The organism is Burkholderia sp. BE12 (genome assembly GCF_002959955.1).
Lineage (GTDB): Bacteria > Pseudomonadota > Gammaproteobacteria > Burkholderiales > Burkholderiaceae > Burkholderia.
Map to the genome: position 1 here is coordinate 33,625 of NZ_PREY01000023.1, position 22,502 is coordinate 56,126.

Genomic DNA, 22,502 nt, shown 5'->3' on the forward strand with positions numbered 1-22,502 from the left:
GCTGCTGCGCCGCACAACGATGCTACAGAAAAAACGGCCGGCACGCTTTCGCACTGCCGGCCGTTGGTCCGCCCGTCCGCTTACTGCTGCGGCGGCGTATCCGACTGCGCTGCCGCCGCTGCTTCGTTCAGCAGCGCCTTGGCCGACAGACGCACGCGACCCTTCTCGTCCGTCTGGATCACCTTGACCTTCACCTGCTGGCCTTCCTTCAGGTAGTCGTTGATGTCCTTCACGCGCTCGTTGACGATTTCCGAGATGTGCAGCAGGCCGTCCTTGCCCGGCAGCAGGTTCACGATCGCGCCGAAATCGAGCAGCTTGAGCACCGTGCCTTCGTACACCTGGCCGACTTCGATTTCAGCGGTGATCTGCTCGATGCGCTTCTTCGCTTCGGCCATGCCTTCGCTGTTCGTGCTCGCGATCGTCACGACGCCGTCGTCCGAAATGTCGATGGTCGTGCCCGTTTCTTCCGTCAGCGCGCGGATCACCGAACCGCCCTTGCCGATCACGTCGCGGATCTTTTCCGGGTTGATCTTGACCGTGATCATGCGCGGCGCGAATTCCGACAGTTGCGTGTTCGCACCCGACACCGCCGACGTCATCTTGCCGAGGATGTGCATGCGGCCTTCCTTCGCCTGCGCGAGCGCGACCTGCATGATTTCCTTCGTGATGCCCTGGATCTTGATGTCCATCTGCAGCGCCGTCACGCCTTGCTCCGTGCCGGCCACCTTGAAGTCCATGTCGCCGAGGTGATCCTCGTCGCCGAGGATGTCGGTCAGCACCGCGAACTTGTTGCCTTCGAGGATCAGGCCCATCGCGATACCCGCGACGTGCGCCTTCATCGGCACGCCGGCGTCCATCAGGGCGAGGCAGCCGCCGCACACCGATGCCATCGACGACGAACCGTTCGATTCGGTGATTTCCGACACGACGCGGATCGAGTAGCCGAATTCGTCGGCGCTCGGCAGGCACTTGACCAGCGCGCGCTTCGCGAGGCGGCCGTGACCGACTTCGCGGCGCTTCGGCGAGCCGACGCGGCCCGTTTCGCCGGTCGCGAACGGGGGCATGTTGTAGTGGAGCATGAAGCGCTCGCGGTATTCGCCTTCGAGCGCGTCGATGATCTGCTCGTCACCCTTCGTGCCGAGCGTCGCGACGACCAGCGCCTGCGTCTCGCCGCGCGTGAACAGCGCCGAGCCGTGAGTGCGCGGCAGCACGCCGGTGCGGATCTCGATCGGGCGCACGGTGCGCGTGTCGCGGCCGTCGATACGCGGCTCGCCGTTCAGGATCTGCGAACGGACGATCTTCGCTTCGATGTCGAACAGCACGTTGCCGACCGTGGCCTTGTCGGCCGCGACCGTACCGGCCGCCAGCGCGTCTGCCTCGAGCTTCGCCGACGTCGCCGCGTAGACTTCCTTCAGCTTCGCCGAACGCGCCTGCTTGTCGCGCAGTTGGTAAGCGGCGAGCAGATCGTTCTGCGCCAGCTCGGTCACGCGTGCGATCAGCGCCTCGTTCTTCGGCGCCGGCTGCCAGTCCCACTCGGGCTTGCCGCCGTCGCGGACCAGCTCGTGGATCGCGTCGATCGCGACCTGCATCTGCTCGTGGCCGAACACCACGGCGCCCAGCATCACGTCTTCCGTCAGTTGATCGGCTTCCGACTCGACCATCAGCACGGCGCGCTCCGTACCCGCGACGACGAGGTCGAGGCTCGACGCCTTGAGCTGGTCACGCGTCGGGTTCAGCACGTACGCGTTGTCGATGTACGCCACGCGCGCGGCACCGACCGGGCCGTTGAACGGCAGGCCCGACACGGCGAGCGCAGCCGATGCACCGATCAGCGCGGGGATGTCCGCCGGGATTTCCGGGTTCACGGACAGTACGTGGATCACGACCTGCACTTCGTTGTAGAAGCCTTCCGGGAACAGCGGGCGCAGCGGACGGTCGATCAGGCGCGACGTCAGCGTCTCGTGCTCCGACGGACGGCCTTCGCGGCGGAAGAAGCCACCCGGGATCTTGCCGGCCGAGTAGGTCTTCTCGAGGTAGTCGACGGTCAGCGGGAAGAAATCCTGGCCCGGCTTCGCCGACTTCGCGCCGACGACGGTTGCCAGCACGACGGTGTCTTCGACGTCGACGATCACGGCGCCGCTTGCCTGGCGAGCGACTTCACCGGTTTCGAGGCGCACCTTGTGCTGGCCCCACTGGAATTCCTTCACGACCTTGTTGAACATGGACATGGTTGCTCCTTTGTATTCATGCATTTCATTCGCCGCGCCGGCGATCCCGCGCGGCGGCGTCCCGACCGAATCACCCGGAGCAAGGTGTGTTTTTTATGCCATTCCAGCGCGGCGCTCATGCAGCGACGCGCTGGAATGACACAAATCCCGCCCCGGTATCGGTCGTGGCGGCGGCCCCGCACGAACGTGCCGGACAGCCTGCGATGCGTGTGACGCTACGCACCGCGCAAAAACAAAATGCCTGTATCAGCGGACTGACACAGGCATCTTGCTGGCGGCAATCGCCTCGATTACTTACGCAGACCCAGCTTCTCGATCAGTGCGCGGTAACGGTCGGCATCCTTGCCCTTGAGGTAGTCGAGCAGCTTGCGGCGGCGGCTCACCATGCGCAGCAGACCGCGGCGGCTGTGGTGATCCTTCGCGTGGGTCTTGAAGTGACCCGTCAGTTCGACGATACGTGCGGTCAGCAGTGCGACCTGGACTTCGGGCGAGCCCGTGTCGTTGGTACCGCGGGCGAACTGAGCAACGACTTCCGACTTCTTGATATCTGCAACAGACATGTGATTTCCTTTCTAACTGAACAGGCGGACACGGAAGAATGGCCGTGCCGTGACTTACAACCGGCGCGCATTGTAGCACAACTCGATGCCGTTCTTACCGTCTCCTGTCACGGGCGCGTCATCGAGCACGTCGACGGCATTTCCGTACGCGGCGCCGGCACCGCGAGCACCGTCCGGAAGCCGTAGCCCGACCCTTCGTTGTCGAAGCGCACGCCCGGCGTGCCGACCTTGTCCATTTCCATTACGTAAAGGGGTTGGATCAGCTGGTGATCCTGCGCGCGCATCCGCGACGCGTGGAAGCCGTCGTCGAACGACAGACCCTCGAGCGCACGCGCGACCGCGACCGGGTCGGCCGAACCCGCGCGGGTCATCGTGGCGGCCAGCATTTCGATCATCTGGCTCATCCGCCGCACCGGATAGTCGTCCTGCACGGCCGGAAAACGGGCCCGGAACGCGCGGTAGAACGCGTCGGATTTGGCGCCGCCCGCGTTCGGGTGCCAGTCCGCGACGGCCAGGACATGACCGACGCCCGCGTCGCCCAGGGCCGCCGGCGCGCCGAGGCTGTTGCCGTAGAACGTATAGAACTTCGCATCGAGCCCCTGTTCGCGCGCCGCCTTCACGAGCAGCGTGAGGTCGTTGCCCCAGTTGCCGGTCACGACGGCGTCCGCGCCGCTCGCGCGGATCTTCGCGATATACGGCGAGAAATCCTTGATCCGGCCGATCGGGTGGAATTCGTCGCCGGCGATCGTCACGTCCGGGCGCCGCGCGGCCAGCGCCTGCCGCGCAAGAGCGCTGACGTCGTGGCCGAAGCTGTAGTCCTGGTTCAACAGATAGACCTTGCGCAGCGCGCGATCGCGCGCCATCACGTCCGCGAGCGCGGCCATCCGCATGCCGGCATGCGCGTCGAAGCGGAAATGCCAGAAACTGCAGCGCGCGCCGGTCAGCGCCGGATCGTCGGCCGAATAGTTCAGGAACAGCATCCGGTTGTCCGGATCGCGCGCGTTCAGCTTGTCGAGCGCGGCGACGAGCGCGGCCGCGACGGCCGAGCTGTTGCCCTGCGCGACGAAGCCGATATGGCGGTCGGCGGCCGCGCGCAACTGCACGAGCGCCTCCTCCGGGCTGCCCTTGCTGTCGAGCACGACGAGTTCGAGCGGGTGCGCGCCGTCGCGCAGCTTCACGCCGCCCGCCGCGTTGACCTGCTCGACGCCGAAGCGCAGATTGCGCTCCACCGCCGCGCCCGCATTCGCGAACGGGCCCGACATCCCTTCGATCAGTGCGATCCGCACCGGCTCGCCGCCGGCAAATGCGGACGACACCAGCATCCACCCCGCGCTCCACGCGAGCGCGCATCGCTTCCATCCCTGCATCGGCCACCTGCCCTTCAATCCGCCCGAGAAGCGCGGATCATAGGCCGCCGCGGCAACCGCCTGCAAGCACGGCAGCGCGCGATCCGCACCGATTTTTTCCGCGCGATGCGCGATCATGCGCCGTCCGTGATAAAACGGGACTTGTTTCCGTGCTCTGGAGAATCCGATGCGCATTCGCATTCCCGCGCGCCTGCCGGTGCTCGCCGCCTGCGCCGCCGCGCTGCTGGCCGGTTGCGCGCAACCGTGGCAGCAATACCAGGCCGGCCAGGACGAGTCGGCGATCGTCGCGCGCATGGGGCCGCCGCGCGAGATCTACGACCTGCCCGGCGGCGGCAAACGCCTGATGTGGCCGACCCAGCCGATGGGCGAAATCACGGTCGCGGCCGACGTCGATGCAGCCCACCGGATCGTCAACGTGCGCCAGGTGCTGCAGCCGAGCGAGTTCTATCGCGCGGAGATCGGCAAGTGGACGAAGACCGACGTCCTCGTCAATTTCGGACGCCCGGTCGAGACCTCCTACTTTCCGCTGATGAAGCGCGAGGTATGGACGTACCGGTATCTCGAGGACAACGTCTGGTACATGATGTACAGCTTCTACTTCGATCCGCAGGGCATCCTGCGCACCACGCAGAAAACGCCGGACCCGCTGCACGATCCCGATCGCCGCAACCTGTTCTGACCGATTGCGCATTTACGCGCAATTGTCGCAATGGCCATTCACGAATTATTGCGTGAATGGCCATTTCATTTTTTCCGTCGCCTTATTTAATTCAAAGAATAAGACGGAAAACTTTTCCGAACGATGACATTGCGATGGCAATACGCTGAACGTCCCGTCATGCGGGCCGTTGCGCGTAAACAGGCATGGACAGTGCATGTCACGCGTCGCATTGGTGCATGCAATGCACTACCGGCAATCAATTTGAAACAATTTGTTTCAACCCACCCTGAGTGCTAGGGCATACCCCTAATATCAGTCCAAATCAAACCTTTCAATTTAGAAAGCATGCGATTACGCCATTTCGTTCGATATTTATTTGCCTTTATCACAAAGGAGTCCTCATGAACCGCCCCAAGAGCATGCTGGTCGCCAACATTGCCTGGGCCCGCGAGACGCGCGAACACACGCCCGGCTTCTTCGACGCGCTCGCGCGCGGCCAGAACCCGCGCGTACTGTGGATCGGCTGCGCCGACAGCCGCGTGCCGGCCGAAACCATCACGCACTGCGCGCCCGGCGAGCTGTTCGTCCATCGCAACATCGCGAACCTGTTCCATCCCGACGACGACAATTCCGCCAGCGTGCTCGAGTACGCGGTGCGGGTGCTGAAGGTCGACCACGTGATCGTGTGCGGGCACTACGGGTGCGGCGGGGTCCGTGCGTCGCTGCTGCCGCCGCCCGCCGACCTGCCGCACGTCGCGCGCCGCATCGCGCCGCTCTGCGCGCTCGCGCGGCGCCATCGCGACACGCTCGACGGGCTCGACGACCTGGCCGCCGCCGACCGCCTCGCCGAGCTGAACGTGCTCGAACAGGTACGGCTGCTGCGCGCGTCGCCGATCGTACGCGGCCGCGAACGGCCGCCGCTCGTGCACGGCTGGATCTTTTCGCTCGCCGACGGCCGCCTGAAGGAGCTCGATTCCGGCTATACGGCGTCGCCGGCCGAAGCCGAGCCCGAGTCCGAGCCCGAACCTGCCGCGACCGCCGCCGCGCTCGGTTGACCCGCGCGCCGCCCTCCACGCCAACGAAACTACCCCCAACCATGAAACTGAACGAGCGCCTGTCCACCCTGCCGCGCGACATCGTCGCCGGCATCGTCGTTTTCCTCGTCGCGCTACCGCTCTGTCTCGGCATCGCCAACGCGTCCGGCGTCGAGCCGTTCGCCGGGCTCGTGTCCGGCATCGTCGGCGGCATCGTCGTCGCGCTGCTGAGCGGCTCGTCGCTGTCCGTCAGCGGGCCGGCCGCCGGCCTCGTCGTGATCGTCGTCGAAGGGATCGCGCAACTCGGCAGCTTCTCCGCGTTCCTGCTCGCGGTGCTGCTGTCCGGCGTGCTCCAGTTCGGCTTCGGCATGCTGCGCGCGGGCCGCTTCGCCGCGTACGTGCCGTCGCCCGTCATCAAGGGCATGCTCGCCGCGATCGGGCTGCTGCTGATCGTGAAGCAGATTCCGTTCGCATTCAGCATTGGCGGGCCGGCCGCGCAATCGTTTGCGAATTGGCCGGGCCTGCCCGTCGCATGGGCCGCCACGGCCATCGCGCTCGTTTCGCTCGCGCTGCTCGTGGCATGGGACACCCCCGCGCTGCGCCGCTTCGCGCTGGTGCGCTCGGTGCCGGCGCCGCTTGCGGTGGTCGTGCTCGGGATCGGCGCGACGCTCGTGCTGGGCTTCGTCGCGCCCGCGGTCGCGCCGGGCGCCGCCCATCGCGTCACGCTGCCCGAACTCGGATCGTTCACCGCATTCGCCGCATCGCTCAAGCACGCGGAGCTCGGCCCGAACTTCGCGCAGCTCGTCAATCCCGACGTATGGCGCGTCGCGATCACGCTCGCGGTCGTCGCCAGCCTCGAGACGCTGCTGAGCCTCGAAGCGGTCGAGCAGATCGACCCCAAGCGCCGACCGGTGCAGCCCGATCGCGAACTGAAGGCCCAAGGCGTCGGTAACCTCGTCGCAGGTGCGGTCGGCGGCCTGCCGATCACGTCGGTGATCGTGCGCAGCTCGGTGAACGTCAACGCGGGCGCGCAAAGCCGGATGTCGGCGATCGTCCACGGGGTGCTGCTGCTCGCCAGCGTGTTCGCGCTCACGGGGCTGATCAACCTGATCCCGCTCGCGAGCCTGGCCGCGATCCTGATCCACACGGGCTTCAAGCTGGCGAAGCCGGCGCTGTTCCGCTCGGTGATGAAACAGGGGCCGGCCGCGTTCGTGCCGTTCGCCGCGACGATCGCCGGCGTGCTGACGGTCGACCTGCTGTTCGGCATCGCGCTCGGCCTCGCGTGCAGCGTGCTGGCCGTCGCCTTCGCGAACCTGAAGAGCCCCGTCACGCTCGCGCAGCACGACGACCACTTCCTGCTGTCGTTCCGCAAGGACGTGTCGTTCATCGGCAAGGTGCAGGTCAAGCACCACCTGCGGCACATTCCGGACCGGGCGGCGGTGATCATCGACGCGACGCGCGCCGACTACATCGATCACGACGTGCTCGAACTGCTCGATGCGTTCGTCGCCGATGCGCCGCGGCGCGGGATCTCGGTCGAGTTCCGCCGGCGCAATCCGGCGCCCCGCCCGGCCTCGCGCCGCTGGCTGTTCCGCGCGCCGGCCGCCGAATGAGCGAAGCATGAAAAAACGCCCCGGCGGCGCAAGGCCGCACGGGGCGTTTCGAGGCTGCGCGACGCGCGGCGCTTACGAGCGCTGCGGGTTGACCTTGTCGTCCTTCGAATGCAGCTTGTTCAGCGCGGAAATGTACGCTTTCGCGGAGGCGGCGACGATATCCGGATCGGTGCCGACGCCGTTGACGATCCGCCCGCTCTTCGACAGCCGGACGGTCACTTCGCCCTGCGCCTGCGTGCCGGTCGTGATCGCGTTCACCGAGTACAGCAGCAGCTCGGACCCGCTGCCGACTTCGCCCTCGATCGCATTGAACGTCGCATCGACCGGACCGTTGCCGCGCGCCTCGCCGGTCACTTCCTTGCCTTCGACCGCGAACACGACCTTCGCCTGCGGCTGCTCGCCCGTTTCCGAACGCTGCGACAGCGACACGAACTTGAAGTGCTCCTGCTCCTGCGCGAGCGCCGACTCCTCGGACACGATCGCGATGATGTCCTCGTCGAAGATCTCCGCCTTGCGGTCGGCCAGATCCTTGAAGCGCATGAACGCGGCGTTCAATTCCGCTTCGCTGTCGAGCGATACGCCGAGCTCCTGCAGGCGCTGCTTGAACGCGTTGCGGCCCGACAGCTTGCCGAGCACGATCTTGTTCGCGGTCCAGCCCACGTCTTCCGCGCGCATGATCTCGTAGGTGTCGCGCGCCTTCAGCACGCCGTCCTGGTGAATGCCCGACGCGTGCGCGAACGCGTTCGCGCCGACCACCGCCTTGTTCGGCTGCACGACGAAGCCGGTGATCTGCGACACGAGCTTCGAGGTGGGCACGATCTGCGTGGTATCGATACCGACGTCGAGGCCGAAGTAGTCCTTGCGCGTCTTCACCGCCATCACGATTTCCTCGAGCGACGTGTTGCCCGCGCGCTCGCCGAGGCCGTTGATCGTGCACTCGATCTGGCGTGCGCCGCCGATCTTCACGCCGGCGAGCGAGTTCGCGACCGCCATCCCGAGGTCGTTATGGCAGTGCACCGAGAAGATCGCCTTGTCCGAGTTCGGAATGCGCTCGCGCAGCGTCTTCACGAGGTTGCCGTAGAGCTCCGGCACGCCGTAGCCGACCGTGTCGGCGATGTTGATCGTCGTCGCGCCTTCGGCGATCACGGCCTCCAGCACGCGGCAGAGGAAATCCAGGTCGGAGCGGCTGCCGTCTTCCGGCGAGAACTCGACGTTGTCGGTGAACTTGCGCGCGAAACGCACCGCGAGGCGCGCCTGCTCGAACACCTGGTCGGGCGTCATCCGCAGCTTCTTCTCCATGTGCAGCGGCGACGTCGCGATGAACGTGTGGATCCGGAAGCTCTCGGCCGGCTTCAGCGCATCGGCCGCGCGCTGGATGTCCTTGTCGTTGGCCCGCGCCAGCGAACAGATCGTGCTGTCCTTCACGAGACCAGCGATCGTGTGGATCGCGTCGAAGTCGCCGTTCGAGCTGGCGGCGAAGCCGGCCTCGATCACGTCGACCTTCATCCGCTCGAGATGCTTCGCGATGCGGATTTTCTCTTCCTTCGTCATCGACGCGCCGGGCGATTGCTCGCCGTCACGCAACGTCGTATCGAAAATGATCAGCTTGTCTGTCATGGGGGGCTCCAGGGCTCTTTTATACGGAAGTCAAACGTAACGAGATCGCGCCACCGCTGGCGACGTTCAACAACAGACGAGGCTTGAGACGGAGGGCGAGAACGGTCAGCGCGGCAGGCGCGCCAAAGCTAGCGCGCGTAGCGGCGCACCGGCTAGAAGGAGGGGGAGGCGGGGAAATGCAGTCATGCCAAAGACTATAGCGACATTCCGCTGGCCGCGCAATCGGACGGCACCCCGGAATCGACGCGGCCCGGCTCGAAAAAGGGGCAAATGAAAACGGCGGCCGCGAGGCCGCCGTTTCCGGGCAAATCGCGCGCGGGCGTCAGTGATCGCGCTGCGACGAGCGCGCCGGATTCGCGCGCCCGCGCACGGCCATGTAGGCCCAGAACACGTAGCCGGACAGCCCGTACAGCACGAACAGGCAGAACAGCATCAGCGGCGGATCGGACGACACGAGCACGAACGCGACGACGACGAGCAGGATCGCCGCGAACGGCACGCGGTGCCGCACGTCGAGCGCCTTGCCGCTGTAGAACGGCGCGTTCGACACCATCGTCACGCCTGCGTAGATCGTCAGCACGAACGCGACCCACGGCAGCCAGCCGAGCTTCATCGGCACGCGGTTGTCGGTGGCAAGCCACACGAAGCCCGCGATCAGCGCGGCGGCGGCCGGGCTCGGCAGCCCCTGGAAGAAGCGCTTGTCGACCACGCCGATGTTCGTGTTGAAGCGCGCGAGGCGCAGCGCGGCGCCCGAGCAGTAGACGAACGCGGCGAGCCAGCCCCAGCGGCCGAGATCCTTCAGCACCCACTCGTACATCACGAGCGCGGGCGCGACGCCGAACGACACCATGTCCGACAGGCTGTCGAACTGCTCGCCGAACGCGCTCTGCGTATGCGTCATGCGCGCAACGCGCCCGTCCATCCCGTCGAGCACCATCGCGACGAAAATCGCGATCGCCGCGATCTCGAAGCGCACGTTCATCGCCTGCACGACCGCGAAGAAGCCGCAGAACAGCGCGGCGGTCGTGAATGCATTCGGCAGCAGGTAGATGCCGCGCGTCTTCAGGAACCGCTGGCGCGCGGCGCGGCGGCTTTCGAGCGGCGCCTGATCGGGCGCCATTATCTTGTTGCGGCGGAACGGGCGTGGCGTCTGGCTGGAGCCGTTGCGCGGCCGACGCGGTTTGAATGCGGCCATCGTGCGCCCCGCCCCTTACTGCTCGAGCTCGGCGAGGATCGTCGACGACGCGTAGACCTTCTCGCCGATCGACACCTTCGCGCGGCTGCCGAGCGGCAGGTACACGTCGACGCGCGAACCGAAGCGGATGAAACCGTAGCGCTGGCCGCGCGACAGCGGCTCGCCGGCACGGACGTAGCAGAGAATCCGGCGCGCGACGAGGCCCGCGATCTGCACGGCGGTGACGGTCTTGCCGCTCGCCGTCTGGATCACGACCGCATTGCGCTCGTTCTCGGTCGACGCCTTGTCGATCGCCGCGTTCAGGAACGCGCCCGGGAAATACTCGACCTTGCTGATCGCGCCATCGACCGGCGAACGCTGCGAATGGACGTTGAAGACATTCATGAACACGCTGATCTTCAGCGCTTCGCGGTTCGCGTACGGATCCTGCGCGGTCTCGACCGCGACGATGCGGCCGTCCGCCGGGCACAGCACCGCGTTCGGCTGCGCCGGGATCGGGCGCTGCGGATCGCGGAAGAACTGGACGACGAAGGCGAGCAGCAGCCAGAACGGCCACGCGAAGCCGAAGCCCCCGACGGCATGGATCAACAACGCGATGACGGCTGCAATCGCGATGAACGGCCAGCCTTCGCGCGCGATGATCGGATGAGGATAGTTCATGGATTCGTTCTGTGTTCGGTGAATTGCAAAGCCCGTAGCATAACAAAAGCCGCCCGGGGCACTGCTGCCTTCGGACGGCTTTTTGATGCCGGCCCTCCGTTCGAAGGGCCGGAACAGCACGTGGTGCTTAGTTCTTCGTCTGGTCGACGAGCTTGTTCTTCGCGATCCACGGCATCATCGCACGCAGCTTCGCGCCAACCTGCTCGATCTGGTGCTCGGCCGTCAGGCGGCGGCGCGACTGCAGCGTCGGCGCGCCTGCCTTGTTCTCGAGAATGAAGCTCTTCGCGTACTCGCCCGTCTGGATGTCGGTCAGGCACTGCTTCATCGCCTTCTTCGTCTCTTCCGTGACGACGCGCGGGCCGGTCACGTACTCGCCGTACTCGGCGTTGTTCGAGATCGAGTAGTTCATGTTCGCGATGCCGCCTTCGTAGATCAGGTCGACGATCAGCTTCAGTTCGTGCAGGCACTCGAAGTACGCCATTTCCGGCGCGTAGCCGGCTTCGACCAGCGTCTCGAAACCCGCCTTGATCAGCTCGACGGTACCGCCGCACAGCACGGCCTGCTCGCCGAACAGGTCGGTTTCGGTTTCTTCACGGAAGTTCGTCTCGATGATGCCGGCACGACCGCCGCCGTTGGCCGCCGCGTACGACAGCGCGATGTCGCGTGCCGCGCCCGACTTGTTCTGCGCAACCGCGATCAGGTGCGGCACGCCGCCGCCTTGTGCATACGTGCCGCGCACGGTGTGGCCCGGGGCCTTCGGCGCGATCATGATCACGTCGAGGTCGGCGCGCGGGATCACCTGGCCGTAGTGGACGTTGAAGCCGTGTGCGAATGCCAGCGCCGCGCCCTGCTTGATGTTCGCGTGCACTTCCTTCGCGTAGACGTCGGCGATCTGCTCGTCCGGCAGCAGCATCATGACGACGTCCGCGCCCTTCACCGCTTCCGCGACTTCCTTGACCGACAGGCCGGCGTTCTCGGCCTTGCTCCACGACGCGCCGTCCTTGCGAAGGCCGACCGTCACGTTCACGCCGCTGTCCTTCAGGTTCAGTGCGTGCGCGTGGCCTTGCGAGCCGTAGCCGATGATGGTGACTTGCTTGCCCTTGATGAGGGAGAGGTCGGCGTCTTTGTCGTAGAAAACGTTCATGATGGTTCCTTCGCTAATTCAAAAATTCAACAATTCGTTCGGATGGAGTACTGCGGGCCGGGACATGACGGCGCACCCGGCGTGCCTCATTGGCAATTTCGGCATCACACCTTCAGGATGCGCTCGCCGCGTCCGATGCCGGAGCTGCCGGTACGCACGGTCTCGAGGATCGCGCTGGCGTCCAGCCCCTGGATGAATGCGTCGAGCTTGTCGCTCGCGCCCGTCAATTCGATCGTGTAGGTCTTTTCGGTCACGTCGATGATGCGGCCGCGGAAAATGTCCGACATCCGCTTCATTTCTTCGCGCTCCTTGCCCACTGCACGTACCTTGATCAGCATCAGCTCGCGTTCGATGTGTGCACCGTCGGTCAGGTCCACCACTTTCACCACCTCGATCAGGCGGTTCAGATGCTTCGTGATCTGTTCGATCACGTCGTCGGAGCCAATGGAAACGATGGTGAGCCGCGACAGCGATTGGTCTTCGGTCGGCGCCACCGTCAAGGTTTCGATGTTGTAGCCGCGTGCGGAAAACAGGCCGACCACGCGCGACAGCGCGCCCGGTTCGTTCTCCAGCAGGACGGAAATGATGTGTCTCATGTTCGCTTCTTCCAGAATGTGTCCGTGTCGATTCACTCGCGCCGCGCGCCGCCGCGTGCCGCACCGCCCTTCGTGAAGGCGGCCGCATCGGGCCGGGCGCGCGTCGCGCCGTTACAGATCTTCCGATCCGAGCAGCATCTCGGTGATGCCCTTGCCGGCCTGTACCATCGGCCAGACGTTTTCGGTCGGATCGGTCTGGAAGTCGAGAAACACGGTGCGGTCCTTCAGGCGCAGCGCTTCCTTCAGCGCCGGCTCCACATCCGAAGTCTTTTCGATCCGCATGCCGACATGGCCGTACGCTTCGGCGAGCTTCACGAAATCGGGCAGCGCATCCATGTACGAATGCGAATAGCGCTTGCTGTATTCGATCTGCTGCCACTGGCGGACCATGCCGAGGTAGCGGTTGTTCAGCGAAATGATCTTCACGGGCGTGTCGTACTGCAGGCAGGTCGACAGTTCCTGGATGCACATCTGGATCGAGCCTTCGCCCGTGATGCACAGCACGTCGTCGTCCGGATGGGCCATCTTGACGCCCATCGCCGCCGGCAGGCCGAAGCCCATCGTGCCGAGGCCGCCGGAGTTGATCCAGCGACGCGGCTTGTTGAAGCGGTAGAACTGCGCGGCCCACATCTGGTGCTGGCCAACGTCCGAGCACACGAACGCATTGCCGTCCGTCAGCTCCCACGCCTTCTCGACCACGTACTGCGGCTTGATGATCTCGCTTTCGCGGTCGAACTTCAGGCAGTCCTTCGCGCGCCAGCCTTCGATGTCCTTCCACCATTGCGCGAGCGCCTCGGTGTCGGGGCCATGCTCGGCCGTCTGCAGTTGTTCGATGAGTTCCTTCAGCACTTCCTTCACGTCGCCGACGATCGGGATGTCGACCTTCACGCGCTTCGAGATCGACGACGGGTCGATGTCGATGTGAATGATCTTGCGCGGGCGCGACGCGAAGTGCGCCGGGTCGCCGATCACGCGGTCGTCGAAGCGGGCGCCGATCGCGATCAGCACGTCGCAGTGCTGCATCGCCATGTTCGCTTCGTAGGTGCCGTGCATGCCGAGCATGCCGAGGAATTTCCTGTCCGACGCGCGATAGCCGCCGAGGCCCATCAGCGTGTTCGTGACCGGGTAGCCGAGCAGGTCCGCGAACTGGTTCAGTTCACGCGACGCGTCGGCGAGGATGATGCCGCCACCCGTGTAGATGTACGGGCGCTTCGCCGTCAGCAGCAGCGACACGGCCTTGCGGATCTGGCCCGAATGGCCCTTCGTGACGGGGTTGTACGAACGCAGCGATACGCTCTTGATCGGCTCGTACTGGCACGGCGTCTTCGAGATGTCCTTCGGGATGTCGATCAGCACCGGGCCCGGACGGCCGGTGCGGGCGATATAGAACGCCTTCTTGACGGTTTCCGCGAGGTCGCGCACGTCCTTCACGAGGAAGTTGTGCTTCACGCACGGACGCGTGATGCCGACGGTGTCGCATTCCTGGAACGCATCCTGACCGATCGCGGCCGTCGGCACCTGGCCGCTGATCACGACCATCGGGATCGAATCCATGTAGGCCGTTGCGATGCCGGTCACCGCGTTGGTGACACCGGGGCCCGACGTCACGAGGCAGACGCCGACATTGCCGGTGGAGCGCGCATACGCATCGGCTGCGTGCACGGCCGCCTGTTCATGGCGCACCAGCACGTGCTGAATCTTGTCCTGCTTGTACAGCTCGTCGTAGATGTAGAGAACCGAGCCGCCGGGATAGCCCCAGATGAATTCGACGTTTTCGTCGGCCAGTGCCTTCATGAGCACGGTACCGCCGATGGAGTCGCTATCGGGAGGGGAAAGGGGTTCCGACGTGGAGAATTCCGCGCTGGGCATGTTCATTTTGACCTTTCGAATTTTCGGCAAAAAATTGATCGGGTGCTCTCTGCCGGGCTTGTGGCTCGGGTTCAAGCGGCGCGTCCAGTTTGAAGGGCGGGCTTCTTGGGCCAGCCTCAAATGAGACCATCACTTCATGTTGCGAACCGCCGACGATAGCGGCTCACGATTGAGCCGTCAAGCAAAATATCCCGCAGCGCATCATGCGCGCCGCCCGGCGCCCCGCCGGCGCGGTCCGCGCGCAACGTGCGGCGCCCGACCCGCTGCCAAGTCGGACGAAAATTTGATAGCATCCGCGGGTTTTACGAAATTTTTCGACCTTTTACACCACGCAGCGGGCCGCAGCGCATACCTTCACGGAATGGCATCAGACAAGGAACTCGCCGACTTTCTGGCGGGCGTCGAAAGGCGCGCGTTCAAGCAGGCTGCGTACGCCGTACGTGACGACGATGCATCGCTCGACATCGTGCAGGACGCGATGATCAAGCTCGCTGAAAAATACGGCGACCGGCCGGCGGCCGAGCTGCCGCTGCTTTTTCAGCGGATCCTGCAGAACGCGATCCACGACTGGTTCCGCCGGCAGAAGGTCCGCAACACGTGGGTGACGCTCTTCTCGTCGCTGAACAACACCGACGACGACGACTTCGACCCGCTCGAAACGCTCGAATCCGCGGACGACAACGCGGGCGTCGAGAGCAGCGAGCACCGCCTCGAGAGAGAGCAGGTTCTGGCCCTGATCGACGAAGAAATCCAGAAACTTCCGACGCGTCAACGGGAAGCGTTCCTGATGCGTTATTGGGAAGATATGGATGTCGCCGAGACTGCCGCCGCGATGGGGTGCTCCGAGGGCAGCGTCAAGACGCACTGCTCGCGAGCCACCCACACTCTGGCGCAAGCGCTCAAGGCCAAAGGAATCACGCTATGAGCTCCGCTCCCGCAAACCGAGAACACGAATTCGCGCTGAAGGTGCGCCGCGCGCTGGACGAGCGCGCGGCCGCCCTGCCTGCCGCGACCACCGATCGGCTGGCCGTCGCCCGCCGGGCCGCGCTCGCGCGCAAGAAGCCCGAAGCCGCGACCGCGCCGGTGTTCGTGCCGGCCTTCGCCGGCGCGGCCGGCGCTTACGGCCTGACGCCCGCGAACCACGCGCCGACCGGCCGCCCGCACGCGTCGCTCGCGCGCCGGCTGCTGCGCGCATGGCCGCTCGCGTTGCTGCTCGCGGGGCTCGTCGGCATCGCGTACTGGGAAGACATGCAGCGCACCGCCGAACTCGCCGACATCGACGCGGCGATGCTCAGCGACGACCTGCCGCTCAATGCGTATCTCGACCACGGGTTCAACGCGTATCTTTCGCGCGCTCACTAACAGACAATAACGAGGGGATCGTACGGGTGAGTCAGAAGCGCGGCCTGGCCGTATTTTTCGGATGCGTGATCGCGATCGCCGTTTCGTACGTCGCCACGTATCCCCGATTCCACCCGGCCCCCGCAACGGCTCCCGTCGCGACCACCAGCACCGCCGCGCCCGCGTCGACCGCGACCGGGCTGACCACCGAACTCCCTCCGCTGCCCCTGCCGCTGCCGGCCGCCGCCGGCCCGCTGTCGTGGGCGCGCCTCACGCCGGCGCAGCACGCGGCCCTCGCGCCGTTCGCCGACCAGTGGGACGGCTTCAGCGACGCCCGAAAGCGCAAATGGCTGAAGATCGCATCGCGTTTCGCGAAGTTGTCGCCGGATGACCAGAAGCGGCTGCAGGAGCGGATGACCGAATGGGCGAAGATGACGCCCGAGCAGCGCCGCGTCGCGCGCGAGAACTACCAGAGCGCGAAGGAACTGTCCGCGCAGGCGCGCGAGCGCGCCTGGAAGGCCTACCAGCAACTCCCCGAGGAGCAGAAGGAACGGCTTGCCGCCGCCGAGCGCCGCCGCAAGCCGAGTGTCGTCAGTGCGCCGCCGACCGTCGCCGACCGTGACGTGCGCCGCCTCGTCAACGCGCACGAACACCCGGCGAGCGGCGCGGCCGCTGCCCCGGCGCCCGCGTCGGCCGGCGCCGCCGCGCAGCCGGTGCCCGCGTCGTCGACCTCCGGCACCGCATCCGCACCGGCCGCCGTGGCGCCGGTGTCGCCCGCCGACGCGCCTTCGCTGTTCAAGGGCTCCTGAGCGGCCGTGGCGAACGCCCGCGCGCCCGAGACCCAGGCCGCCGCGCCGTCCGTACGGCGGCGCCTCGCCGCGCTGCTCTACGAAGGCGTGCTGCTGTTCGGCGTCGTGTTCTTCGCCGGGCTCGCGTTCAGCCTCGCGACCCAGCAACGCAACGGCCTCGTCCATCACAACCTGCTCGCCGCGTGGATCGCGCTCGTCGTCGGCGCGTATTTCGTGTGGTTCTGGACGCACGGCGGCCAGACGCTGCCGATGAAAACCTGGCGGCTACGGCTCGAATCGTCGAGCGGCCGGCCGCTGAGCGCCGGCCACGCGCTCGTCCGCTACGTGCTCGGCTGGCTGTGGTTCCTGCCGCCGCTCGCGCTGCACCCGCTCGTCGGCCTGTCGGTACCCGTCACGCTCGCGCTCACCGCCGCATGGATCGTCGCGTGGGCCGGTGCCTCCCGCTTGCACGCCGATCGCCAGTTCCCGCACGACCGGATCGCGCGCACGCGCGTCGTCGCGATCCCGCGCTGACGCGCGGCTTTCGCCAGACGAAAGCCGCACGTTCGGCGCGCCCTCGTCGACCCGGATGGCCTTGCCGGACAAGCGACGACCGTTCAGTGCGGCAGGTTACTCAACACTTGTCCATTCACTGCTAAACACCCTTCAACGGTCGTAATAAGAACGTCTCGTGACTGTCATGGCACAGTCACGCCCGCATGGCGCAATGCCGGTACTGTCAACCGGCGCGAGTCATGCATGGGCCAGAAAACGTCCGCGACCTCACTGTTTCGTCATCCCATCGGCGCTCGCGCCGCCACTGCGTTCCTGTCCGGCTCGGGGGCAACCGACGGCGTGGTGTCGCAAAAACCGCCCGTCGCGCACACCACGCAGCACGAGGACCCCGAGCCGTCCGCCCATCGCTACCGCACCATCTGGCTGTCCGACATCCACCTCGGCTCGAGCGGCTGCCAGGCGCCCTACCTGCTGGATTTCCTGCGTCACAACGACTCGGAATACCTGTACCTCGTCGGCGACATCATCGACGGCTGGCAGTTGAAGAAAGGCTGGTACTGGCCGCAGGCGCACAACGACGTCGTGCAGAAAATCCTGCGCAAGGCGCGCAAGGGCACGCAGGTGGTCTACATCCCCGGCAACCACGACGAAGGCGCGCGGCAGTTCTGCGATCTCGCGTTCGGCGACATCCAGGTGCGCGGCGAGGCATTCCACACGACGCTTGCAGGCAAACGTTTGTGGATCGTGCACGGCGACCTGTTCGACGGCGTGATCCAGCACGCGAAATGGCTCGCGTACCTCGGCGACACGCTCTACACGCTGATCCTCGTGCTGAACCGCTGGTTCAACCGGATCCGCAGCCGGCTGGGCTTCCAGTACTGGTCGCTGTCGCAGTACCTGAAGCACCAGGTGAAGAACGCAGTCAACTTCATCTCGCAGTTCGAGACCGTGATGACCGACGAGGCCCGCCGCCGCGGCTGCGACGGCGTCGTGTGCGGCCACATCCACAAGGCCGAGATCCGCGACATCGACGGTGTGCTGTACTGCAACGACGGCGACTGGGTCGAAAGCCTGTCCGCGCTCGTCGAAACGATGGAAGGCGAACTGAAGATCGTCTACTGGACGGTGATGCGCTCCGCACCGTCGGAGATCACGTCGCGCAAGGCCAAGGCCACTGCCTGACTCAACCCTATTTCCAGGACATGCCGCGATGAAGATCATGATTGTCACCGACGCGTGGGAACCGCAGGTCAACGGCGTCGTGCGCACGCTGAAGAGCACGTCGCGCGAACTCACGGCGCTCGGCCACCGTGTCGAACTGCTGACGCCGCTGGAATTCCGCACGGTGCCCTGCCCGACCTACCCCGAGATCCGCCTGTCGATCCTGCCGTACCGCAAGCTGCGCGCGCGGATCGATGCGTTCGCACCCGACGCGCTGCACATCGCGACCGAAGGCCCGCTCGGCATGGCCGCCCGGCGCTATGCGCGCGCGCACAAGCTGCCGTACACGACCGCCTATCACACGCGCTTTCCGGAATACGTGCAGGCGCGCTTCGGCATTCCGCTCGCCGCGACCTACCGCTTCCTGCACTGGTTCCACGGCCCGTCGCTCGCGGTGATGGCGCCGACGCCGGTCGTCAAGGAGGACCTCGAGAAATTCGGCTTCACGAACGTGGTGCTGTGGACCCGCGGCGTCGATCTCGACATCTTCCGGCCGATGGAGTCGAAGGTGCTCAATACCGCGCGGCCGATCTTCCTGTACGTGGGCCGCGTCGCGATCGAGAAGAACGTCGAGGCGTTCCTGCGCCTCGATCTGCCCGGCTCGAAGTGGGTCGCGGGCGAAGGCCCCGCGCTCGCGGAACTGAAGTCGCGCTACCCGGAGGCGAACTATCTCGGCGTGCTGTCGCAGGCCGAGCTCGCGAAGGTGTATGCTGCGGCCGACGTGTTCGTGTTCCCGAGTCGCACCGACACGTTCGGCCTCGTGCTGCTCGAGGCGCTCGCCTGCGGCACGCCGGTGGCCGCGTATCCCGTCACGGGCCCGATCGACGTGCTCAGCGGAGGCGACGCCGGCGCGATGCACGAGGACCTGCAGGAAGCCTGCCTCGAGGCGCTGAAGATCGAACGCACGACTGCGCGCGCGTGGGCGGAACGCTTCTCGTGGCGCGCGGCATCCGAGCAGTTCGCGTCGCATCTGAAGCCGCTGCCGAAGACCGCGTACTCGCCCGCCGAAGGTGCCGCCGTTTGAAACGAGACCTGAACGACAAGATCCCGCCCCCCGCCGCAACGCCGCCACGGCACCACCCGTTCGACGAGGAAGAGTCGCACGCCGAAACGGACGCGCATCCGCACGAGCCGCTCGGCCCGGACGATCAGCTGACGCCGCTGCCGCCGAACCCGTACAAGCGCCACCGCGGCATCACGCGCGCGTGGTTCGCGCTCAAGCATTCGCTGAACGGCTTTCGCGTCGCGATCCGCGAGGAAAGCGCGTTTCGCCAGGAGCTCACGCTCGCCGCGCTGATGCTGCCGATCGGCGCATTCGCGCCGGTGCCGGCCCCGTCGCGCGCGCTGCTGATCGCGTCGGTGCTGCTGGTGCTGATCGTCGAGCTGCTGAACTCGAGCGTCGAAGCCGCGATCGACCGCATCTCGCTCGAGCGCCACGAACTCTCGAAGCGCGCGAAGGACCTCGGCAGCGCGGCCGTGACGGTCGCGCTGTTCGCGTGCGTGACGACCTGGGGCTTCGTGCTCGGCCCGGTCGTCGCACGCTGGCTCGGCTTCTAGGGCCTGTTCACGCCAATAACGGGCTTGCGCTGGCCCTAGGCACTCCCCGGGCGCCCGCCCCGCCGCCCGCGTGCGGCGCTGCACCATGCGCCGCGCGGGGCCGCGATCACGAAATGCCCCGATGTGGCGAAACCCCGGTTTATAATCGTCCGCTAGACATAGAACAGCAACCCGCGCCGGACGAATCACGCAGCATCGATTGCAGCGCCCGCCAGTCCGGCACACACAGGGCCGGACGACATGGAAGCGAAACCTCCCCGCCGCACCCGCGAACGGATTCTCGAGTTGTCGTTGAAACTCTTCAACGAGATCGGCGAGCCGAACGTCACCACCACGACGATCGCCGAGGAAATGGAAATCAGTCCAGGCAACCTGTACTACCATTTCCGCAACAAGGACGACATCATCAACAGCATCTTCGCGCAGTTCGAGCAGCAGATCGAACGGCGGCTGCGCTTCCCCGAAGATCATCGTCCGACGATCGACGAAACCTGGTCGTACCTGCAGTACATGGCCGACTTCATGTGGACTTACCGGTTCCTGTATCGCGACCTCAACGACCTGCTCGCCCGCAACCGCACGCTCGAGACGCACTTCAAGCAGATCATCAGCCACAAGGTGCGCTTCGCGCACGACATGTGCGAGCTGCTCGTGTCCGATGCCGAAATGGTCGCGACGCCCGCCGAGATCGAGGTCATCGCGACCAACATGGCGGTGATCTCGACGTACTGGCTGTCGTACCAGTACGTGATGCACCCGCGCAAATACAACGACCAGGACGCGATTCGCGAAGAGCTGCACCAGGTCAGCATGCACGTGATCTCGGTGATGGCCCCGTACCTGCGCGGCCGTTCGCGCCAGCTGTTCGACGATCTGGTCTCCGGCAAGCTGCCCAAGCGCCAGTTCACCGACTACCTGCCGCCGCGCGACGGTTCGCCGCGCCCCGCCGGCGGGCCGGTCACCGTTGGGCAGCCCCCGGCCAAGGACGCCAAGCAATGAAGGCAGTCTGCGTTTACTGCGGCTCGTCGTCCGGCGTGCGGCCCGTCTATGCCGATGCCGCGCGCGCCTTCGGCCGCGCGCTCGTCGATGCAGGCCTCACGCTCGTGTACGGCGGCGGCCGCGTCGGCCTGATGGGCGTGATCGCCGACGAAGTGATGGCGGCCGGCGGCCGTGCGGTCGGCGTGATCCCCGAATTGCTCGTCGACAAGGAAGTCGGCCATACGGGGCTGTCGGAACTGCACGTCGTGCCCGACATGCACCATCGCAAGAAGATGATGGCCGACCTCTCCGATGCGTTCGTCGCGATGCCCGGCGGCGCCGGCACGCTCGAGGAGCTCTTCGAGGTCTACACGTGGGCGCAGCTCGGCTATCACCGCAAGCCCGTCGCGCTCTACAACATCGATTCGTTCTACGATCCGCTGATCGCGCTGTTGCGCCATACGGTCGACGAAGGCTTCATGCGGCCGGCCTATTTCGACGCGCTGTGCGTCGAATCGGAACCCGCCGGGCTGATCGAGCGGCTGCGCCGCTACCAGCCGCCCGCCCGCGACAAGTGGGCATCCGACGCCGCGAAGTAATCCTCACCGGAACCCGCACGCGATGACCGCACCGTCCGAGCGCAAGGCCGTCCTCATCACCGGCGCGAGCCGTGGCATCGGCCGCGCGACCGCCGTGCTCGCGGCCGAACGCGGCTGGGACGTCGGCATCAACTACGCGCGCGACGCGGCGACGGCCGAACGGACCGCGCAGGCCGTGCGCGACGCGGGCGGCCGCGCGTGCATCGTCGCGGGCGACGTCGCGAACGAGGCGGACGTCGTCGCGATGTTCGACACCGTTGCCGCCGAATTCGGGCGCCTCGACGCGCTGGTCAACAATGCAGGCATCGTCGCGCCGTCGATGCCGCTCGCCGACATGCCGGTCGACCGGCTGCGGCGGATGTTCGATACCAACGTGCTCGGCGCCTATCTGTGCGCGCGCGAAGCCGCGCGCCGGCTGGCCACCGACCGTGGCGGCCGCGGCGGCGCGATCGTCAACGTGTCGTCGATCGCGTCGCGGCTCGGCTCGCCGAACGAGTACGTCGACTACGCGGGCTCGAAAGGCGCGGTCGATTCGCTGACGATCGGCCTGGCAAAGGAACTCGGCCCGCACGGCGTGCGCGTCAACGCGGTGCGCCCCGGCCTGATCGAGACCGAAATTCATGCAAGCGGCGGCCAGCCGGGCCGGGCGGCCCGTCTCGGCGCGCAGACACCGCTCGGCCGCGCGGGCGAAGCGCAGGAGATCGCCGAGGCGATCGTCTGGCTGCTCGGCGATATGGCGTCCTACACGACGGGCGCCCTGCTCGACGTCGGCGGCGGCCGCTAAGCTGACGCGCGGCGCAACAATACAGCGGTCGAAAACCGCCCCGTGGTCACGGCGCCACAAATCTCCACAATTCCGTGACAGTTTCAGTAAACGTCCGTAACAATTCCGTGCTCTACTAGCGGACATTCAGACAGGTGTCTTAAACACGCCGTCCGTTACCCGGATGTAGCCCCT

At 66.1% G+C, this 22,502-nt stretch carries 22 protein-coding genes; 13 read left to right on the top strand and 9 right to left on the bottom strand.

Translation table 11 applies throughout. From position 1 onward, the window contains the following. Positions 1 to 80: 80 nt before the first annotated feature. From pnp to C4B30_RS23935, 3 genes are all read right to left on the bottom strand, one after another. On the bottom strand, positions 81 to 2,228 hold the full coding sequence (gene pnp / locus C4B30_RS23920; protein WP_027784988.1) for a polyribonucleotide nucleotidyltransferase: 2,148 nt from the start codon (positions 2,226 to 2,228) through the stop codon (positions 81 to 83). A 290-nt stretch (positions 2,229 to 2,518) separates the two neighbouring features. Continuing rightward, complete coding sequence (gene rpsO / locus C4B30_RS23930) at positions 2,519 to 2,788, bottom strand: 30S ribosomal protein S15 (RefSeq protein WP_006398792.1); 270 nt, start codon at positions 2,786 to 2,788, stop codon at positions 2,519 to 2,521. Positions 2,789 to 2,895: 107 nt separating this feature from the next. Then, entirely contained in the window at positions 2,896 to 4,155 is a 1,260-nt protein-coding gene (locus tag C4B30_RS23935) for a branched-chain amino acid ABC transporter substrate-binding protein (protein ID WP_027784989.1), read from the bottom strand. Positions 4,156 to 4,321: 166 nt separating this feature from the next. Between C4B30_RS23935 and C4B30_RS23940 the strand changes: the two genes are divergently transcribed. The 3 genes from C4B30_RS23940 (at position 4,322) to C4B30_RS23950 (ending at position 7,463) form a co-directional block, all read left to right on the top strand. Continuing rightward, entirely contained in the window at positions 4,322 to 4,834 is a 513-nt protein-coding gene (locus tag C4B30_RS23940) for a hypothetical protein (protein WP_027784990.1), read from the top strand. 383 nt (positions 4,835 to 5,217) lie between these two features. After that, positions 5,218 to 5,871, top strand: coding sequence for a carbonic anhydrase (locus C4B30_RS23945; protein ID WP_027784991.1), 654 nt, complete (start codon positions 5,218 to 5,220; stop codon positions 5,869 to 5,871). Positions 5,872 to 5,912: 41 nt separating this feature from the next. Beyond that, positions 5,913 to 7,463 carry a SulP family inorganic anion transporter gene (locus tag C4B30_RS23950; RefSeq protein WP_027784992.1) on the top strand — a complete coding sequence of 517 codons (1,551 nt, stop codon included), beginning with the start codon at positions 5,913 to 5,915 and terminating at the stop codon, positions 7,461 to 7,463. A 72-nt stretch (positions 7,464 to 7,535) separates the two neighbouring features. Here C4B30_RS23950 and C4B30_RS23955 read toward each other — a convergent pair whose 3' ends face one another. The 6 genes from C4B30_RS23955 to C4B30_RS23985 all read right to left on the bottom strand — a co-directional run bounded on the left by C4B30_RS23955 (position 7,536) and on the right by C4B30_RS23985 (position 14,550). Then, positions 7,536 to 9,080 carry a 2-isopropylmalate synthase gene (locus C4B30_RS23955; RefSeq protein ID WP_027784993.1) on the bottom strand — a complete coding sequence of 515 codons (1,545 nt, stop codon included), beginning with the start codon at positions 9,078 to 9,080 and terminating at the stop codon, positions 7,536 to 7,538. A gap of 322 nt (positions 9,081 to 9,402) precedes the next feature. Beyond that, positions 9,403 to 10,275, bottom strand: coding sequence for a CDP-diacylglycerol--serine O-phosphatidyltransferase (gene pssA, locus C4B30_RS23965; protein WP_027784994.1), 873 nt, complete (start codon positions 10,273 to 10,275; stop codon positions 9,403 to 9,405). 15 nt (positions 10,276 to 10,290) lie between these two features. Next, the gene (locus C4B30_RS23970) at positions 10,291 to 10,935 is read right to left on the bottom strand and encodes a phosphatidylserine decarboxylase (RefSeq protein WP_027784995.1); all 645 of its coding nucleotides are present in this window, start codon (positions 10,933 to 10,935) and stop codon (positions 10,291 to 10,293) included. Between the two features lie 127 nt (positions 10,936 to 11,062). Continuing rightward, positions 11,063 to 12,079: a ketol-acid reductoisomerase gene (gene ilvC, locus C4B30_RS23975; RefSeq protein WP_027784996.1), complete on the bottom strand. Its 1,017-nt coding sequence runs from the start codon at positions 12,077 to 12,079 to the stop codon at positions 11,063 to 11,065. A gap of 104 nt (positions 12,080 to 12,183) precedes the next feature. Beyond that, positions 12,184 to 12,675 carry an acetolactate synthase small subunit gene (gene ilvN, locus C4B30_RS23980; RefSeq protein WP_006750445.1) on the bottom strand — a complete coding sequence of 164 codons (492 nt, stop codon included), beginning with the start codon at positions 12,673 to 12,675 and terminating at the stop codon, positions 12,184 to 12,186. Between the two features lie 111 nt (positions 12,676 to 12,786). Beyond that, a complete protein-coding gene (locus C4B30_RS23985; RefSeq protein WP_027784997.1) occupies positions 12,787 to 14,550 on the bottom strand; it encodes an acetolactate synthase 3 catalytic subunit in 1,764 nt (587 codons plus the stop codon). 355 nt (positions 14,551 to 14,905) lie between these two features. Here C4B30_RS23985 and C4B30_RS23990 point away from each other — a divergent pair, with 355 nt between their 5' ends. From C4B30_RS23990 to C4B30_RS24035, 10 genes are all read left to right on the top strand, one after another. After that, positions 14,906 to 15,469 carry an RNA polymerase sigma factor gene (locus tag C4B30_RS23990; RefSeq protein WP_027784998.1) on the top strand — a complete coding sequence of 188 codons (564 nt, stop codon included), beginning with the start codon at positions 14,906 to 14,908 and terminating at the stop codon, positions 15,467 to 15,469. Then, on the top strand, positions 15,466 to 15,906 hold the full coding sequence (locus C4B30_RS23995) for a DUF3619 family protein (protein ID WP_027784999.1): 441 nt from the start codon (positions 15,466 to 15,468) through the stop codon (positions 15,904 to 15,906). The genes C4B30_RS23990 and C4B30_RS23995 overlap by 4 nt, the downstream gene beginning before the upstream one ends. Before the next feature lie 26 nt (positions 15,907 to 15,932). Continuing rightward, the gene (locus C4B30_RS24000; RefSeq protein ID WP_027785000.1) at positions 15,933 to 16,694 is read left to right on the top strand and encodes a DUF3106 domain-containing protein; all 762 of its coding nucleotides are present in this window, start codon (positions 15,933 to 15,935) and stop codon (positions 16,692 to 16,694) included. A 6-nt stretch (positions 16,695 to 16,700) separates the two neighbouring features. Then, positions 16,701 to 17,207, top strand: coding sequence for an RDD family protein (locus C4B30_RS24005; RefSeq protein WP_027785001.1), 507 nt, complete (start codon positions 16,701 to 16,703; stop codon positions 17,205 to 17,207). 225 nt (positions 17,208 to 17,432) lie between these two features. Further along, the gene (locus C4B30_RS24010) at positions 17,433 to 18,371 is read left to right on the top strand and encodes a UDP-2,3-diacylglucosamine diphosphatase (protein ID WP_089500463.1); all 939 of its coding nucleotides are present in this window, start codon (positions 17,433 to 17,435) and stop codon (positions 18,369 to 18,371) included. 28 nt (positions 18,372 to 18,399) lie between these two features. Beyond that, positions 18,400 to 19,434 (top strand): glycosyltransferase family 4 protein, encoded by a 1,035-nt coding sequence (locus tag C4B30_RS24015; RefSeq protein ID WP_027785003.1) that lies wholly within the window; start codon positions 18,400 to 18,402, stop codon positions 19,432 to 19,434. Continuing rightward, on the top strand, positions 19,431 to 19,967 hold the full coding sequence (locus C4B30_RS24020) for a diacylglycerol kinase (protein ID WP_027785004.1): 537 nt from the start codon (positions 19,431 to 19,433) through the stop codon (positions 19,965 to 19,967). Before C4B30_RS24015 ends, C4B30_RS24020 begins: the two co-directional genes overlap by 4 nt. Before the next feature lie 240 nt (positions 19,968 to 20,207). Then, the gene (locus tag C4B30_RS24025) at positions 20,208 to 20,966 is read left to right on the top strand and encodes a TetR/AcrR family transcriptional regulator (RefSeq protein ID WP_027785005.1); all 759 of its coding nucleotides are present in this window, start codon (positions 20,208 to 20,210) and stop codon (positions 20,964 to 20,966) included. After that, positions 20,963 to 21,544: a TIGR00730 family Rossman fold protein gene (locus C4B30_RS24030; protein ID WP_027785006.1), complete on the top strand. Its 582-nt coding sequence runs from the start codon at positions 20,963 to 20,965 to the stop codon at positions 21,542 to 21,544. The genes C4B30_RS24025 and C4B30_RS24030 overlap by 4 nt, the downstream gene beginning before the upstream one ends. A 22-nt stretch (positions 21,545 to 21,566) precedes the next feature. Then, positions 21,567 to 22,328, top strand: a complete 762-nt coding sequence (locus C4B30_RS24035) for an SDR family oxidoreductase (protein ID WP_027785007.1) — start codon at positions 21,567 to 21,569, stop codon at positions 22,326 to 22,328. Positions 22,329 to 22,502: the final 174 nt, after the last annotated feature.